Raw genomic sequence first — 16,216 nt, 5'->3', positions numbered from 1 at the left:
CGAGAATGCCATGCGTCACAGTCTTGTCTGCCTGCTGTTGTTGGTCTGCCTGCCCGCCATGGCACAGATCTACAAGTACACCGACGCCAATGGCAATACGGCCTACAGCAATCAGCCGCCTGACGGTGCACGCGCCGAGCCGGTCGAGCTCAAGCCGCTCAACAGCATCGAGCCGCGTCCTGCGGCAGCGCCCGCCAGCCCCGCCGCCAGCACTCAGTCAGCGCCGGCCCCTGTGGCCTACGAGCAACTGGAACTGACCGACCTGCCCAACGATGCCGCGCTGCGTGCCAATGACGGCACCTTTTACATTGGCGTACGGATCAAGCCCAGGCTGCAGCCGGACCATCGCTTGCAACTGCTGGTCGATGGCAAACCGTACGGTCAACCCACCAACGTACCGCGCCTGCAGGTCGTCAATATCGATCGTGGCGAACATCGCTTTGCCGTGCTGGTGCATGATGCACGGCGCATTATCCAGCAGAGCCCGACAGTGACCCTCACCGTATTGCGCGCCGCTGCGGGCAGGCCCTGAGATGGGCGCGTTGCGCATCCTGTGGTGCGCTGTTCTGTGCGGGCTGGCAACGCTTGCCCAGGCGCAGATCTATACCTATGTCGATGCCGAAGGCAATCGGGTGTTCACCGATCAGCCGCACAAGAACGCCAAGCGGGTCGATATCACCCCCACCAACAATATGAGCAGCACACCCCGTACCCGCGACGTCAAAGCCAGCCCTGTCCAGCCCAAGCCCAAGGCGATGTTCCGCTACCAGTTGCTGCGCATCCTCGCCCCAGAACCCGACGCAGCGCTGCGCAGCATGGAAGGCAATCTGATCGTTACGGTGACTAACGAGCCGGCGCTGCAAGAGGGGCATCGCTACGTACTGTTGCTCGACAACCAGCCCGTCGCAGCACCAGGGCGCAGCCCGGTATTTGCCTTGAGCAATATCGATCGCGGCACTCATCAGCTGTCCGTGGAAATCTATGACGAATTGGGCCGGCTCGTGGAAAAGACCGCCAACCAGCCCTTTCATGTGCAGCGCATTTCCCTGAACCAGAAACGCCTGGCCAAGCCCTGCCAGAGTGCCGATTACGGTGTGCGCCCGGAGTGCCCCCTCAAAGACAAGCCTCAGCAAAAATCCAGTTGGATTCCTTTCCTTTAAAACCTCCCACCATGCACTAAACTGGTGCAGTAAAGACTTGCATCAGCGCCCTAAAGCCCCGATTCGGGTCAACTTTGCGTCTGACATGTCGCTGCCCGACAACCAAAGCACAATAAATGCCCGGTTTTAAGGGGGCTGACGCTTCTTTTCGGAGCCTTGGTTTGGTTCTTGCAACCTTAGCCGGCATAGCACACGGTCAGCCGTGTCCCATCGTCGGGCACGCACTGGCCAATTATCCCGGCGCCATGGCCCGCGAATGCAAAGTGGCAAAAGAGGTCATCAGGATTCATGACTATCAGCGACGCGCTGCACCGATTGTTACTGGACAATCTGACCACTGCGACCATCCTGCTCAACGCCGAACTGCGCCTTGAGTACATGAACCCCGCCGCAGAAATGCTGTTGGCGATCAGCGGCCAGCGCAACCATGGACAGTTCATCAGCGAGCTGTTCACCGAATCGGCCGAGGCCCTGAGCTCGCTGCGCCAGGCGGTGGAACAGGCGCACCCGTTCACCAAACGCGAAGCCATGCTCACCGCACTGACCGGCCAGACCCTGACCGTCGACTACGCCGTGACGCCGATCCTCAACAACGGCCAGACCCTGCTGCTGCTGGAGGTTCACCCTCGCGACCGGCTACTGCGCATCACCAAGGAAGAAGCCCAGTTGTCCAAGCAGGAAACCACCAAAATGCTGGTGCGCGGCCTGGCCCACGAGATCAAGAATCCGCTGGGCGGTATCCGCGGTGCGGCGCAGTTGCTGGCCCGTGAACTGCCTGAAGAAAGCCTCAAGGACTACACCAACGTCATCATCGAAGAGGCCGACCGGCTGCGTAATCTGGTCGACCGCATGCTCGGTTCCAACAAGTTGCCGGCGCTGGCCTCGACCAATATCCATGAAGTGCTGGAGCGTGTCTGCAGCCTGGTCGAAGCCGAAAGTCAGGGACGCATCACTTTGGTGCGTGACTATGACCCGAGCATTCCCGATGTACTGATCGACCGCGAGCAGATGATCCAGGCAGTGCTCAATATCGTGCGTAACGCCATGCAGGCAATTGGCAGCCAGAACGAGCTGCGCCTTGGGCGTATCACCTTGCGCAGCCGGACCATCCGCCAGTTCACCATCGGCCATGTGCGTCACCGCCTGGTGAGCAAGGTCGAGATCACCGACAACGGTCCGGGCATTCCGGCCGAACTCCAGGAAACCATTTTCTATCCAATGGTCAGTGGCCGCCCCGACGGTACCGGGCTGGGCCTGGCCATTACCCAGACCATCATTAGCCAGCACCAGGGCCTGATCGAGTGTGAAAGCCATCCCGGCCATACCACCTTCTCGATCTTTCTGCCGCTGGAACAAGGAGCCGCCTCGTGAGCCGTAGCGAAACTGTCTGGATCGTAGATGACGATCGTTCCATCCGCTGGGTACTGGAAAAAGCCCTGCAACAGGAAGGCATGACCACGCAGAGCTTCGACAGCGCCGATGGGGTGATCAGCCGTCTGGCGCGCCAGCAGCCGGACGTGATCATTTCCGATATTCGCATGCCCGGTACCAGTGGCCTGGACCTGTTGGCGCGGATTCGTGAACAGAACCCGCGCCTGCCGGTCATCATCATGACCGCGCATTCGGACCTCGACAGTGCCGTGGCGTCCTATCAGGGCGGCGCGTTCGAATACCTGCCCAAGCCGTTCGATGTCGATGAAGCCGTATCACTGGTCAAGCGTGCCAACCAGCACGCCCAGGAACAGCAAGGCCTGGAAGCTCCGCCGGTCATGGCCCGCACCCCGGAAATCATCGGCGAAGCGCCGGCGATGCAAGAGGTGTTTCGCGCCATCGGTCGTCTGAGCCACTCCAATATTACCGTGTTGATCAACGGTGAGTCCGGTACCGGTAAAGAGCTGGTCGCGCATGCTCTGCATCGTCACAGCCCACGTGCCGTCGCGCCGTTCATTGCGCTGAACATGGCGGCGATCCCCAAGGACTTGATGGAATCGGAGCTGTTCGGCCATGAAAAAGGCGCCTTCACCGGTGCCGCCAACCTGCGCCGCGGACGCTTCGAACAAGCCGATGGCGGTACCTTGTTTCTCGACGAGATCGGCGACATGCCGGCCGACACCCAGACCCGCCTGTTGCGCGTACTGGCCGACGGCGAGTTCTACCGGGTCGGTGGCCACACCCCGGTCAAGGTCGATGTACGGATCATCGCCGCGACCCACCAGAACCTTGAAGGTCTGGTGCATGCCGGCAAGTTCCGCGAAGACTTGTTCCACCGCCTGAACGTCATCCGCATTCATATTCCACGGCTGTCGGACCGCCGCGAAGACATCCCGACCCTGGCCCGCCACTTTCTCAGCCGCGCCGCCCAGGAACTGGCCGTCGAGCCCAAGCTGCTCAAGGCCGAGACCGAGGAATACCTCAAGCATCTGCCGTGGCAGGGTAACGTGCGGCAACTGGAGAATACCTGCCGCTGGATCACCGTCATGGCGTCTGGCCGTGAGGTGCACATCAGCGACCTGCCGCCTGAACTGCTTAGCGTGCCGCAGGATGCAGGCCCGATCACCAACTGGGAACAGGCGCTGCGCCAGTGGGCCGATCAGGCGTTGTCACGTGGCCAGTCGAGCCTGCTCGACAGCGCGGTGCCATCCTTTGAACGGATCATGATCGAAACCGCCCTCAAGCACACCGCTGGTCGCCGTCGTGACGCCGCCGTGCTGCTCGGTTGGGGTCGCAATACCCTGACGCGCAAGATCAAGGAACTGGGCATGAAGGTTGATGGCGGCGACGAAGACGAGGCCGAAGACAACTGACGAAAGGGCAGGCCCGCCCGCCAAGGGCTGCACGGCCTGCTGTCATTTCTATCAGTTTACGCCCCTGCCGTTCGCTGATTAGCTCCGGAAAACGGCCTTGCATGGCAAGGCCAGAAGGAGCTTATCGCGATGGACCCACGCCCTCTTACTGGCAACCGCCCGCCGCTGTGCGGCCTGCCGTCACGGTCATCCATTGGCTGCCCTAACCGCATCGTCGACTATCAGCTCGCTGAAATGGCGGTGCTGCTGCGCAGCGGCGAACTGACTGCCGAACAGTTGACCATTGCCAGCCTGGCACGCCTTTACCGGTTCGAAGAATCGCTCAAAGGCTATGGCGACAACAGCCTTTCGGTGCATATCGATGCGCAGCAGGCGCTGACCCGCGCGCGCCTGGCCGATCAATGGCTGAGCAACGCCGATGACCCTCGCGGCCCTGCGCCGCTGCTGTGCGGCATCGTGCTGGGCATCAGCGAGTCACTGGTGGCCGTGGCGCGTAATGGCCGGCCCTGGAAACTTGAAGACTCGCCGCTGGTTGCCCGGCTGTATGACCAGGGCGCGATTTTACTCGGCCCGCTGCGCGGCTCGATATGCCCCGGTGGCACGCAGAGCGGGTTGAGCGCCATCGCCCCGGTCGCCAGGCTGTGCGCTGCGGCGCTGGCGCAAACCGCCGATGACGCCTTCATGATGCCCAGTGCCGCTCATGCGGCCAGCGGCATCAAACCGTCGCTGGGCCTGGCCATGGGCTGGGACGTGCCCGGTACTGTCGCACGCAGCGTGCGCGATGCAGCGCTGGTGCTGGCAGCGCTCAGTGAAGCCGGTGCAGCGCAAACCGCGCCCGTGCGATGGCCGGTGACAGCCCGGTCAGGCTACAGACCGCTGCTCAGTACCCGCATTGGCGTAACGCCGCCGAGGGCAGCGGACGCGCCGCAAAGCTGGCAGGTCCTGGAGCGGTTTCGCGAGCAACTGGCGCGCCTGGGAGCGCGATTGATCGAACTTCCCGATGCACCGCCATGCCCGCCGCGAGGCTGGGAAAGCAACCTGCGCGATCAACGCCTGGACTGCATGCTGGTGATGTCCTCAGCATCGTCCGGGCCTGACAGGCTACCCCATGTGCCGGGCTGGCCGATGGTCACTTTCCCCATCGGCCAGAGCAGCAGCGGTGCCAGCATCAATGCAGCGTTCTGCGGCCCGCACCTGTCGGACGCCAGGCTTATCCAGGCGGCCCTGGACTTTCAGGCGTGCTATCCGCACTACCATGACAGCGCCCCGCCGCTGCGGATCGGCTCACTGAGGCTCGCCAACGTTACTGCGCCAAAGAAGGCCTGGCCCACAAATTGATACCGCCCTCCACGGCAAAGCGATCAATCTCGGCCAGTTCCTCGGCACTGAACGCCAGGTTGTTCAAGGCGGCAACGTTTTCGACGATCTGCTCGGGCCGGCTGGCGCCGATCAACGCCGAGGTCACCCGTGGGTCACGCAGGGTCCAGGCCAGCGCCATCTGTGCCAGGCTCTGACCACGCTGCCGGGCGATCGCGTTGAGTTTGCGTACATGCTCAAGGTTCTGCTCCGACAGATGCTCGGCCTTCAATGAACCACCGCCGGGACGATTGACCCGGGCATCTTGCGGCACGCCATTGAGGTACTTGTCCGACAGCAGGCCCTGGGCCAGCGCAGTAAAGACAATCACGCCCGCGCCCAGCTCATCGGTGGCATCAAGCAGGTCTTTCTCCACCCAGCGATTGAGCAGGTTATAAGCCGGCTGATGAATCAGCAGCGGCACATTCCACTGTTTGAGCAGCGCGGCGATTTCCCGGGTTTTACTGCCCGAGTAAGACGAGATGCCGATGTACAGCGCCTTGCCTTGCTGCACGGCGGTGGCCAGTGCGCCAGCGGTTTCTTCCAGCGGCGTGTCGGGGTCGAAGCGGTGCGAATAGAAGATGTCGACATAATCGACACCCAGCCGTTGCAGACTTTGATCGAGGCTGGCCAGCACGTACTTGCGCGACCCGCCGCCCTGACCATAAGGACCTGGCCACATGTCCCAACCGGCCTTGGTGGAGATGATCAGCTCGTCGCGATAAGCCTTGAAGTCTTCACGCAGCAAACGGCCGAAATTGACCTCGGCGCTACCATAGGGCGGGCCGTAATTATTGGCCAGGTCGAAGTGGGTAATGCCCAGGTCGAAGGCAGTGCGTAGCATGGCGCGCTGGGTATCGATCGGCGTGGCGTCACCGAAGTTGTGCCACAGCCCCAGCGACAGCGCCGGCAGCAACAAGCCACTGCGCCCGGTGCGACGATAGAGCATGTCGTTGTAGCGGTTTTCGGCAGCGATATAGGTCATGCGGATTTCCTTGAATAATTCGGTGTTTTCGTCGCCGTAAGCCCGGCCGGGCGGTGGCCCGCTTTAGCCGGGAAGCCTTCGCTGCTAAAGCAGCTCCTACGGGATCAATGGCTGTGCCAGACCGCCTTGCTGACATCGATTTTCCTGGGCAGCAGACGGTTATCGTAGAACAGGTCCGCAGTCACCTGCTGCGCCTTGATGATCTCAGGGGTAATCGGCAGGCTCGGCGAGACCGGACGGTGGTCGATGTACAGAGCGATCACCTCGGCCGGCAGGCCCATGCTGCGGGTCAGGATCTCGATGCTCTGCTCGCGCTGGCTGCGGGTCAGGTCATCGGCAGCCGTCAGCTCATCCAGCACCTGCTGGACAAACGCCGGATGCTGCTGTGCGAACCCACGTCGGGCAGTGTAGACCGGACCGGACAAGCCCAGCCCCGTACCGTCGGCCAATAGCCGGCTATGCCCTTCAACCAGCGCGATGGAGTAGTACGGGTCCCAGATCGCCCAGGCATCGACGCTGCCATTTTCAAAGGCCGCCCGGGCATCAGCCGGGCTCAGATAGATCGGCTGGATATCCTTGAACGTCAATCCGGCCTTGAGCAAGGCGCGCAGCACCAGATTGTTGGCGCTGGAGCCTTTCTGCAAGGCGACCTTGCGGCCCTTGAGGTCCTCGATTTTCTGCAAGGCGCTGTCCTTGCGCACCAGAATCACCTCGGCTTGTGGCTTGGCCGGCTCGGCGCCGACATACACCAGATCCGCCCCGGCGACCTGGGCGAAGATCGGCGGAATATCACCCGTCGAGGCGATGTCCAGGCTGCCGACATTCAACGCTTCAAGCATCTGCGGCCCGGCCGGAAACTCGACCCACTTGATCTGCGTCTTGGCAAAGCGCTTCTCCAGCAATTGATGCTCTTTGGCCAGAACCAGCGGAATCGAGCCTTTCTGAAAGCCAATCCGCAACGTCTCCGGGTCAGCGGCAACGGCCGTATTGATCAAGCCGCAAAAGGCCAGAGCGGCGCTGAGCAATGCCAGTGGTTTCATCGGTAATAGACCTCATTCAAATCGGTTGGCGGGCCGTTGCAGCCCCAGATTTTCGCGCAGGGTGGTGCCTTCATATTCGGTGCGGAACAGGCCACGGCGTTGCAGCTCCGGCACCAGCAGCCGGGCAACATCCTCCAGCCCGCCAGGCAGGTGCGGCACCAGCACGTTGAAGCCATCGGCCGCACCGTTTTCAAACCAGTGCTGCAACTCATCGGCAATCTGTTCAGGGGTGCCGATCAGGCTGTAATGCCCACGGCCACCGGCAATCCGTCGCCCCAGTTGCGCCAGGTTCAGGTTCTCCCGGGCAGCCAGCTCAGTCAGCAATTGCTGGCGGCTGCGCTGACCGCTGTCAGTCAGCGGCAGCTCCGGCAGCGGCCCGTCCAGCGGATAGCCAGACAAATCGAAATTGCCCAGCATGCGCCCCAGCAACGCCACGCCCACCTGCGGCTCGACCAGTTCCTGAAACGACTCGAACTTCGCCTTGGCGGCCTCTTCAGTCTCGGCCACCACGATCAGCACACCGGGCATGATCTTCAGCGAATCCTGACTGCGCCCATACGCTGCCAGCCGCCCCTTGAGGTCGGCATAGAAGGCTTGAGCACTGGCCAGCGAAGTTTGCGCGGTGAACACCACTTCAGCGGTGCGCGCCGCCAGGTCACGGCCCACTTCCGAAGAGCCGGCCTGTACCACCACCGGCTGCCCCTGCGGCGAACGCGCCACGTTCAGCGGCCCCTTGACCCGAAAGTGCTCGCCCTGGTGATCCAGCACATGCAGCCTGGCCGGGTCGTAGTACTCACCGCTGGCCTTGTCACGAGTAAAAGCATCATCGCCCCAGCTGTCCCACAAGCCGGTCACCACCTGGTGAAACTCCTGTGCCCGGCTGTAGCGGTCGGCGTGACCGACATGCTCATCCAGACCGAAGTTCTGCGCTTCGGCCGCCGCGTCGGAGGTCACCAGATTCCAGCCGGCACGCCCGCCGGACAGGTGATCGAGCGAGGCAAACTTGCGCGCCACGTGGTACGGCTCGTTATAGGTGGTGGTCGCCGTGGCGATCAGGCCGATGCGCTCGGTCACCGCGCTGAGCGCCGACAGCAGGGTCAGCGGCTCGAAGTGATCCGAGCGTGCCATGCGGCTGGCGATATCACCGGTCGCTGCTGCCACGCTGTCGGCCACGAACAGCGCATCGAAACGCGCCGCCTCGGCCACCTGGGCCAGATGCCGGTAGTGCTTGATATCCAGCCCCGCGTTGGCGGGGACCTCTGGATGACGCCAGGCCGCGACGTGGTGCCCGGTGGCCATCAGGAATGCGCCCAGTTTCAGTTGGCGGGCAGGCTTGTTCATCTATACGACTCCTTGGTTTTGAGGGTTGTCGCACGCAATAGGGTTGTAGAGGTAAACACAGGCTGCGAACACAAGGCCCGTAGGAGCGGCTTCAGCCGCGAAGCTTTAGCCTCGAGTCTTCGCCGCTAAAGCGGCTCCTACAGAAAACCGTGCAGCACTGTCAGAAGTCTTTACGCAGTTGCACGCCAAAGTAGCGCTCATCGTCACGCGGAACGGCGCGGTAGATGTAGTTGCCGCCGGTGGCCAGCATCGGCGAATACGACTTGTCGGCCAGGTTCTTGCCCAGCAGCGCTACGCGCCAGCCAGCGTTGTAGTCGGCCAGGGCCACGCTGGCGTTCCAGATGCCGTAGGCGCCCTGCTTGGTGTCGACGTTCTGGCTGATGTCGTACTGCACTTCGCTCTGCCAGGCGTAATCGGTGCTCAGCTCGATATCCAGGCCGTTGTCCAGCGGGATGCTGTAGTCGGCACGGACATAGCTTTTCCAGTCCGGGCTGTACGGCAGGGTCTTGCCATCGACGTTGCACGAGGCGGCGGCGCCGGCCGGGCAGGCAAAGGTGTCGATGCGCGCCTTGGTGTAGGCCAGGGCACCGGAGAGTTTGAACTGCGAGGTCACCTGCAGCGCATAGTCGAGTTCGACGCCCTCGGTCTTCACGCTACCGGCGTTGATCAGCCGGGTCACCACCTGGCCGGCGACGCTGTCGAAGAAGTTCGCCTGATAGTTGTCGTAGTCGCTGTGGAACACCGCCAGGTTGGTGGTCAGGCGGTTATTCCAGGCGCTGGCCTTGATGCCCACTTCCCAGGTGTTGGAGGTCTCCGGCTTGAGCGCGTCAGTGTCACGTGGCTGCATGTTGAAGAACACGTTGTACGCCGGGCCTTTGTAGCCACGCGAGTAGGTCACGTAGCTGGTCACCGTATCGCTCAGGTCGTACTGCAGGCCCAGGCGGCCAGATTTGCCGTCTTCGTCCACGCTACCCGAACTGCTGGTGGCCGGCTGGATACCGCTGACCGTGACCGCCGAGGTCGAAACCCGCCGGTGATCGTATTCGAGCTTGTCGTGGGTCCAGCGCAGACCGGCAATGGCGCGCAGATCCGGGGTCAGATTGAAGGTGCTTTCACCGAACACCGAATAACTCTGGTTGGTGGTGCTGTAGTCGGCGATACCACGGTCGCGGCTGGTCGGGGTGATCAGTGTGCGCTGGTAGGTTTCGTCACTCTTGCCGTACATGTAGAACAGACCGCCGACGTATTCGACGAACTCGCCTTTGGGCGAAGCAAGACGCAGCTCCTGAGAGTACTGGTTGTAGTCGAGCTGACCTTTGTCTTCAGTGCCGGCAAAGGCGCTGGTGATCGCCCCGAGGCGGTCGCCGTCCTGGTACTGGGTGTTATCCCAGCCGCGCCAGGCGGTGATCGATGTCAGGGTGAAGTCGCCCAGTTGCCAGTCCAGCTGGCCAGACAAACCCTTGTTCACATCATCGACATGGCTGCGGTAATCGCTGAGCACATCACGGTTGTCGCTGTCGGCACGTACCGGCGCCAGCGCCGCGCCAAACGCCGGGGTCAGCGCTTTGCTGACCACCCCGTTGGGCGCGTCGTCATGGGCCTGCTGGTAATCACCGATCAGGGTGAACGTGATGTCGTCGTTAGGGGTGAACTCCAGCTTGCCGCGAATGCCTTTACGGTTATAGCCGTTGACTTCCTGGCCGTTGAGTTTGTTATCCACATTGCCGTCATAGCTGCCGAACAGGGTGGTCAGCGAGCCTTTGAGGGTGTCGGGAATCAGGCTGCCGCCAATCCCGAAGCGGGTCCGGCTTTCATTGCCGGTGTACCACGACTGGTCGATGTAGCCATGGGTCTCGGCGCTCGGCGCCTTGCTCACCACGTTCAGTACACCGGCCGAAGCGTTCTTGCCAAACAGCGTACCCTGCGGGCCGCGCAGCACTTCGATGCGCTCCAGGTCGAGCAGGTCCAGGGTCGCCTGGCCCGGACGGCCAAGCACCACACCGTCGATCACCGTGGCCACGGTCGGCTCGACACCCGGCGAGGTGGAGATGGTGCCCACGCCACGAATGAACAACGAGGTGTCCTTGTTCGAAGCACCGGTGCGGAAATTCAGGGTCGGCACCTGTTGCACCAGGCTGGCCACACCATTGCGGTTGTCGCGCTCCAGTTGCTCGCCCTCGACCACCGAGACCGCCACCGGGACTTTCTGTAGCGACTCTTCACGGCGCGTGGCGGTGACCGTCACGGCGTTGAGCACCGGTGCATCGCTGGCATTCTGGCCAGTCTCGGCCAGGGCCGCGCCGGGCGCCAGTGGCAGGCTCGCCAGGCCCAGCAGCAACCAGGCGCAACGGCCTGCACGTCGGCTATTCGGCTGAGCGCCAGCATGATGAATGGCCTGCGCCAGAAGAGTGTGTTGCGTACCGCCCCCAAGTGTTGTCTGCATCTGTGTGCCTGCTTTAAATGTGCCGAACCTCGCCAATGCCCCACGCATCGACCGCTGATTGTCTGCTAACTTGATTCGGCATTCGCGGCAGCGAGTAGCAGACAAACCATGACGTTAGCGCTAACATCGCAAGTATCAGAAATTGGCACATAGAGCGTCAAATACTGAAAAATTACTTTTATATATCGTTAAGTTTTATAAGCCTTCGAGCATGACGGAAAAATCCAGCGCAACACGCAAGCGCCGTAACGCCGGCCGGGTGACCCTGAGTACGGTGGCCAAACAGGTCGGGGTTTCAGCGATTACCATCTCGCGCTACTTCAACCAGCCCGAGCAAGTCTCGCCAGACCTGCGCGAGCGCATCGCCGCCGTGGTCAACGAGCTGGGCTATGTACCCAATCTGGTCGCCGGCGGCCTGGCCTCGGCGCGCAGTAAAGTGGTCGCGATGGTTATCCCCAATATCTCCGGGCCGATCTTTGCCAATACCATTCAGGGCTTCAGCGACACCCTGAGCCAGCACGGTTTTCAACTGCTGTTGGCGTCCAGTTACTTCTCTGCCGAGCAGGAAGAAAGCGCCGTGCGCGCGTTTCTCGGCTGGTCACCGGCAGCATTGGTATTGACCAGTCATTTCCATACCCCGGCCACCGAGAAGATGATCGAGCAGGCCGACATGCCGGTGATCGAGACCTGGGACTACCGCCCGGAGCGCGGCCCGATGCAGATCGGATTTTCCCATTACCAAGTGGGCGTCAGCGCTACCCGCCATCTGCACGCCAAGGGCTACCGGCGCATCGCCTTCGTGCTCAACAGCATGGCCGGCGACTTCAGCGCACTGGAGCGCCGCGACGGTTACGCCGCAACGTTACAGGCCCTGGGCCTGGAGCCCTGGGTGTTCACCCCGCAAGCGGGGCTGACCCCGTTCGAAGCCGGCAAACAGGCCATGCACGCTCTGATGAACAGCCCCACCCGCCCTGATGCGATCGTGTTTGCCAACGACAACCTGGCCGCCGGCGGGCTGCTGGCCGGGCAACGGGCCGGCCTGAGAATTCCACAAGACTGCGCGGTGATGGGCTTTGGCGACTATGCGTTCGCCGAGATGCTGCTGCCCAGCCTGAGCACCATCAAGCCCCCGGCGCTGGAGATCGGCGTACTGGCCGCGCAACGGGTTTTACAAAGCCTGGGGGTGTTGCCGGTGAGCGGGGATATCCAGCGGTTGAACCTGCTCGATTGCCAACTGATAGAACGAGAGAGCACTTAAACCGCCTAAGATGGGTTGATGTTTCTTAGTTCGCCAAAGGAGACCTGCCCCATGACCCGCTCTCGAAAAGTCGCGATCATCACCGGTGCATCACGCGGCATCGGCGCCGAAATCGCCCGGCGCCTGGCGGCCGATGGCTTTGCCGTGGTGATCAACTACGCCAGCAGCGCCGATGAAGCCGATACCCTGGTGGAACAACTGATCGGCGAAGGCCGTGACGCCATCGCGATCAAGGCCGATGTGTCCAGCGTCAGCGATGTGCGGCGGTTGTTCGACGCCACTGAACACCATTTGGGCAACGTCGATGTGCTGATCAACAATGCCGGTATCCTCAAGACGATGGCGCTGGCCGAAACCAGTGACGAACTGTTTGAACAGACCTTCGCCATCAATACCCGTGGCGTGTTCAACACCCTGCGTGAAGCCAGCAAGCGCCTGAACGACGGTGGACGGATCATCAATTTTTCGACCACCGCCCTGGCCCTGAACCTGCCGGGTTACGCCATCTACAACGCCAGCAAGGCTGCCGTGGAAGCCATGACGCCAGTGTTTGCCAAGGAGCTGCGCGGACGCAACATTACGGTCAACAGCGTCGCTCCCGGCCCGGTGGCTACCGAGCTGTTTCTAGCCGGCAAGACAGAGGAACAGATTCAGCATTTCGCCAGCCTGCCGCCGCTGCAACGGCTCGGCCAGCCAGAGGATATCGCCAGTGTGGTGGCCTTTCTGGCCGGGCCGGACTCGGGATGGGTCAATGGGCAGGTATTGCGCGCCAATGGTGGCTTGGCCTGAGTTGTGCTGCCGGGTGGGAGGGGGCTAGCCGGGATGCCGGACCACCCCGAAAGGGCCAGTAAAACCGGCACATCTGCTGTGAATGTACCGCAGCATTCGTCGGCTGCCCGGAGCGCCGACCGGCCACTCCCACCAGACCGCGTTGCCCTTAACTGATCGGCATTACCCCGTAGGAGCGGCTTTAGCCGCGAAGAGCATCGCGGCTTTCGCGGCTGAAGCCGCTCCTACGTCGGCCTGCGCGCAAGGCGCAATCAGTATTCGATGCGCACGTCGGTTTTCGGAATGCTGCAGCACGACAGGATGTAACCTTCGGCCTCGTCGTCTTCGGTGATGCCGCCGTTGTGCTCCATCTCCACTTCGCCGCTCAGCTTCATGACCTTGCAGGTTCCGCAGATGCCCATACCGCAGGCTTTGGGGATCATCAGACCCAGCTTGGAAGCCGCCGCGTGTACGGTTTCGCCCGGGGCAATGCGGATGCTCTTGCCGGTGTCGGTGAACTCCACCTGATGCAGGTCAGCGGTGTCCACATCAGCCGCTTCAGCCGCATGCTCGGCGTTTTCGACCGCGTCAGCCTTGGCTTCGGGCGGCGTCGCACCAAACGACTCTTCATGGTACTGGGCCATGTTGAAGCCATTGTCCTGCAGCATGCGCTTGACCGCACTCATGTAAGGCGTCGGGCCGCAGCAGAACACCTCGCGGTCGCGGAAGTCCGGCGCCATCATTTCCAGCATTTTGATGTTCAGGTAGCCGCGATAGCCGGCCCATGGCTCGCCCAGGCCATATTTTTCACAGATCAGGTGCAGGTCGAAGTTCTCGATCCGCGCCGCCATGTGTTCCAGCTCACGATGATAGATAATGTCTTTCGGCGAGCGGGCGCTGTGCACGAACACCATGTCGACGTTGGCGTTGGTGTCGTAGTACCAGCGCGCCATGGACATGACCGGGGTGATCCCTACACCGCCGCTGAGGTAAAGAATCTTGGGGTTAGGGAAATCGATGGCGTTGAACAGCCCGACCGGGCCATGCACCGCCAGTTCCTGACCTTCGTGCAGTGTGTCATGCAGAAAGTTGGAGACCTTGCCGCCAGGCACGCGCTTGACGGTAATCGAGAAGCTGTAAGGCACTGAGGGGGCACTGGAGATGGTGTACGAGCGCATCACCGGCTGGCCTTCGATCTCCAGCTCAAGCGTGACGAACTGTCCCGGCTTGAAAAAGAACATGATCGGCTGGTCGGCCATGAAGCAGAACGTACGGACATCCCAGGTTTCCTGAATGACCTTGACGACGCGCACAAGGTGACGACCGTTGGCCCATGTCTGGGTGTTGACCGGGTTAAGGAAGTTTTGGGACATGCTCGATCTCCACGGCCGACTGTCGGCCTTCTTATGGAACGGATTCTGCGCAAGCCCCCGTCCGGCCATTTACCTATCAGCGACATTGACGTACTTACCGCGACCAGCCCCATAGGGCATGGGGTTGCCAGTCGGGAACGGATTCGGCCATGTCGTGCATGGATAAGGATCAAGCCTCGTGTATCTCCACACTCGCCGCTAAATCGTTACGCGATGCTCGTAAGCCAAAACGAACCAAAACGGGCGCCTGAAAAACCCGCCCTGCGTGCCAACAAGAACCGTATTAGCCACATTATTTTCGCGGCCGCCCGAGGCGGTCATGAGGAACCACACGATGGACGTCACTGCAAACCTGAGCCTAGGCGACCCGCTTGAAGCCGCACGCAAGGCAACTGCCGAGATGCTGCAGACCCGCGAACGCACCTATTCTCTGCCGCAACCGTTCTACAACGATGAGCGCCTGTTCGAAATCGACATGCAGGAGATCTTCCAGAAGGAATGGCTGATCGCCGGCATGACCTGCGAGATTCCGAAAAAGGGCAACTACCTGACCCTGCAGGTCGGTAAAAACCCGGTGCTGGTCGTGCGCGGTCCTGACGACACCATCAATGCGTTCTTCAACGTCTGCCGTCACCGTGGCTCGCGCCTGTGCACCGGTGAAAAAGGCAAGGTCGCCAAGCTGGTCTGCCCTTACCACCAGTGGACCTACGAGCTGGACGGTCGCCTGCTGTACGCTGGCAGCGAGATGGGCGATGACTTCGACATGAAGAAATTCAGCCTCAAGCCGATCAAGGTCAAAACCGCCGGCGGCTACATCTTCATCAGCCTGGCAGAAAACCCGCCAGCCATCGACGAGTTCCTGGCCACACTGCACCACTACATGGAACCGTACGACATGGAAAACACCAAGGTGGCGGTGCAGACCACCTTGATGGAAAAAGCCAACTGGAAGCTGGTTCTGGAAAATAACCGCGAGTGCTACCACTGCAGCGGCTCGCACCCTGAACTGCTCAACACCCTGCTGGAATGGGATGACACCAACGACCCGCGCGCCAGCCAGGAATTCAAGGACCACGTGGCAGAGTCCGCTGCCAAGTGGGAAGCCGAGAAGATCCCTTACCTGCACGCCGGTTTCGGCCTGCGTAACCGTATCGTGCGCATGCCGCTGCTCAAGGGCACCGTGTCCATGACCATGGACGGCAAGCAAGGCAGCAAGAAGCTGATGGGCCGCATCCAGAACCCTGACCTGGGCTCGATGCGCATCCTGCACCTGCCGCACTCGTGGAACCACTGCATGGGCGATCACATCATCGTCTTCACCGTGTGGCCGATCAGCGCTCAGGAAACCATGGTCACCACCAAGTGGCTGGTGCACAAGGACGCTGTGGAAGGTGTCGACTACGACGTGGCACGCCTGCGCGAAGTCTGGGACGCCACCAACGACCAGGACCGTCGCCTGGCCGAAGAGAACCAGCGCGGCATCAACTCTATCGCCTACCAGCCAGGCCCGTACTCCAAAACCTACGAGTTCGGCGTGGTCAACTTCATCGACTGGTACAGCGCCCGCATGCTGGCCAACCTGGGTGCCGAGCCTGCGCCTTACCTGAAAGAAGTGAAGATCCAGAGCAACTGACCAGCGCCTGGCCTGACAAGCCCGCCTCTGTAACCGGAGGCGGGCTTTTTTGCGG

At 61.7% G+C, this 16,216-nt stretch carries 13 protein-coding genes; 8 read left to right on the top strand and 5 right to left on the bottom strand.

Annotated features, from left to right (window positions below; genetic code table 11):
- Positions 1–10 precede the first annotated feature (10 nt).
- From PSCI_RS10895 to PSCI_RS28205, 5 genes are all read left to right on the top strand, one after another.
- Complete coding sequence (locus PSCI_RS10895; protein ID WP_045486322.1) at positions 11–532, top strand: DUF4124 domain-containing protein; 522 nt, start codon at positions 11–13, stop codon at positions 530–532.
- Between the two features lies 1 nt (position 533).
- Entirely contained in the window at positions 534–1,160 is a 627-nt protein-coding gene (locus tag PSCI_RS10890; protein ID WP_045486319.1) for a DUF4124 domain-containing protein, read from the top strand.
- 288 nt (positions 1,161–1,448) lie between these two features.
- Positions 1,449–2,531 (top strand): nitrogen regulation protein NR(II), encoded by a 1,083-nt coding sequence (glnL, locus tag PSCI_RS10885; RefSeq protein WP_045486316.1) that lies wholly within the window; start codon positions 1,449–1,451, stop codon positions 2,529–2,531.
- Positions 2,528–3,964 carry a nitrogen regulation protein NR(I) gene (gene ntrC, locus PSCI_RS10880; protein WP_045486313.1) on the top strand — a complete coding sequence of 479 codons (1,437 nt, stop codon included), beginning with the start codon at positions 2,528–2,530 and terminating at the stop codon, positions 3,962–3,964. The genes glnL and ntrC overlap by 4 nt, the downstream gene beginning before the upstream one ends.
- A gap of 129 nt (positions 3,965–4,093) precedes the next feature.
- Entirely contained in the window at positions 4,094–5,302 is a 1,209-nt protein-coding gene (locus PSCI_RS28205) for a hypothetical protein (RefSeq protein WP_052483385.1), read from the top strand.
- On the opposite strand, the gene mgrA is transcribed toward PSCI_RS28205, so the two are convergent.
- The 4 genes from mgrA to PSCI_RS10855 form a co-directional block, all read right to left on the bottom strand.
- Complete coding sequence (gene mgrA / locus PSCI_RS10870) at positions 5,268–6,305, bottom strand: L-glyceraldehyde 3-phosphate reductase (protein ID WP_045486311.1); 1,038 nt, start codon at positions 6,303–6,305, stop codon at positions 5,268–5,270. The genes PSCI_RS28205 and mgrA overlap by 35 nt on opposite strands.
- 104 nt (positions 6,306–6,409) lie before the next feature.
- Positions 6,410–7,345, bottom strand: a complete 936-nt coding sequence (locus PSCI_RS10865) for a sulfonate ABC transporter substrate-binding protein (RefSeq protein WP_045486308.1) — start codon at positions 7,343–7,345, stop codon at positions 6,410–6,412.
- A gap of 12 nt (positions 7,346–7,357) precedes the next feature.
- The gene (locus tag PSCI_RS10860; protein WP_045486306.1) at positions 7,358–8,686 is read right to left on the bottom strand and encodes an LLM class flavin-dependent oxidoreductase; all 1,329 of its coding nucleotides are present in this window, start codon (positions 8,684–8,686) and stop codon (positions 7,358–7,360) included.
- 160 nt (positions 8,687–8,846) lie between these two features.
- On the bottom strand, positions 8,847–11,177 hold the full coding sequence (locus tag PSCI_RS10855; RefSeq protein WP_144403230.1) for a TonB-dependent receptor: 2,331 nt from the start codon (positions 11,175–11,177) through the stop codon (positions 8,847–8,849).
- A 163-nt stretch (positions 11,178–11,340) separates the two neighbouring features.
- Between PSCI_RS10855 and PSCI_RS10850 the strand changes: the two genes are divergently transcribed.
- Together PSCI_RS10850 and PSCI_RS10845 are read left to right on the top strand one after the other, a co-directional pair.
- Positions 11,341–12,387 (top strand): LacI family DNA-binding transcriptional regulator, encoded by a 1,047-nt coding sequence (locus PSCI_RS10850; protein WP_045486300.1) that lies wholly within the window; start codon positions 11,341–11,343, stop codon positions 12,385–12,387.
- A gap of 51 nt (positions 12,388–12,438) precedes the next feature.
- Positions 12,439–13,176, top strand: coding sequence for an SDR family oxidoreductase (locus PSCI_RS10845; RefSeq protein WP_045486297.1), 738 nt, complete (start codon positions 12,439–12,441; stop codon positions 13,174–13,176).
- Positions 13,177–13,427: 251 nt separating this feature from the next.
- Here PSCI_RS10845 and gbcB read toward each other — a convergent pair whose 3' ends face one another.
- Positions 13,428–14,528 (bottom strand): glycine-betaine demethylase subunit GbcB, encoded by a 1,101-nt coding sequence (gene gbcB, locus PSCI_RS10840; protein WP_045486294.1) that lies wholly within the window; start codon positions 14,526–14,528, stop codon positions 13,428–13,430.
- 334 nt (positions 14,529–14,862) lie between these two features.
- Here gbcB and gbcA point away from each other — a divergent pair, with 334 nt between their 5' ends.
- Positions 14,863–16,161, top strand: coding sequence for a glycine-betaine demethylase subunit GbcA (gbcA, locus tag PSCI_RS10835; protein WP_045486291.1), 1,299 nt, complete (start codon positions 14,863–14,865; stop codon positions 16,159–16,161).
- Positions 16,162–16,216 lie beyond the last annotated feature (55 nt).

Origin of the sequence: Pseudomonas sp. StFLB209 (assembly GCF_000829415.1) — a bacterium.
Lineage (GTDB): Bacteria > Pseudomonadota > Gammaproteobacteria > Pseudomonadales > Pseudomonadaceae > Aquipseudomonas.
The sequence above is the reverse complement of the archived record's forward strand: the minus strand, read 5'-3'. Positions and strand labels throughout refer to the sequence as shown.

Bases quoted from the DNA above. Each gene is read 5' to 3' on its own strand.
- PSCI_RS28205 (WP_052483385.1), top strand. From the start codon at position 4,094: ATGGACCCACGCCCTCTTACTGGCAACCGCCCGCCGCTGTGCGGCCTG.
- PSCI_RS10845 (WP_045486297.1), top strand. From the start codon at position 12,439: ATGACCCGCTCTCGAAAAGTCGCGATCATCACCGGTGCATCACGCGGC.
- gbcB (WP_045486294.1), bottom strand. From the start codon at position 14,528: ATGTCCCAAAACTTCCTTAACCCGGTCAACACCCAGACATGGGCCAAC.
- PSCI_RS10865 (WP_045486308.1), bottom strand. From the start codon at position 7,345: ATGAAACCACTGGCATTGCTCAGCGCCGCTCTGGCCTTTTGCGGCTTG.
- gbcA (WP_045486291.1), top strand. From the start codon at position 14,863: ATGGACGTCACTGCAAACCTGAGCCTAGGCGACCCGCTTGAAGCCGCA.
- PSCI_RS10855 (WP_144403230.1), bottom strand. From the start codon at position 11,177: ATGCGTGGGGCATTGGCGAGGTTCGGCACATTTAAAGCAGGCACACAG.
- PSCI_RS10890 (WP_045486319.1), top strand. From the start codon at position 534: ATGGGCGCGTTGCGCATCCTGTGGTGCGCTGTTCTGTGCGGGCTGGCA.
- PSCI_RS10860 (WP_045486306.1), bottom strand. From the start codon at position 8,686: ATGAACAAGCCTGCCCGCCAACTGAAACTGGGCGCATTCCTGATGGCC.
- PSCI_RS10895 (WP_045486322.1), top strand. From the start codon at position 11: ATGCGTCACAGTCTTGTCTGCCTGCTGTTGTTGGTCTGCCTGCCCGCC.
- PSCI_RS10850 (WP_045486300.1), top strand. From the start codon at position 11,341: ATGACGGAAAAATCCAGCGCAACACGCAAGCGCCGTAACGCCGGCCGG.
- glnL (WP_045486316.1), top strand. From the start codon at position 1,449: ATGACTATCAGCGACGCGCTGCACCGATTGTTACTGGACAATCTGACC.
- mgrA (WP_045486311.1), bottom strand. From the start codon at position 6,305: ATGACCTATATCGCTGCCGAAAACCGCTACAACGACATGCTCTATCGT.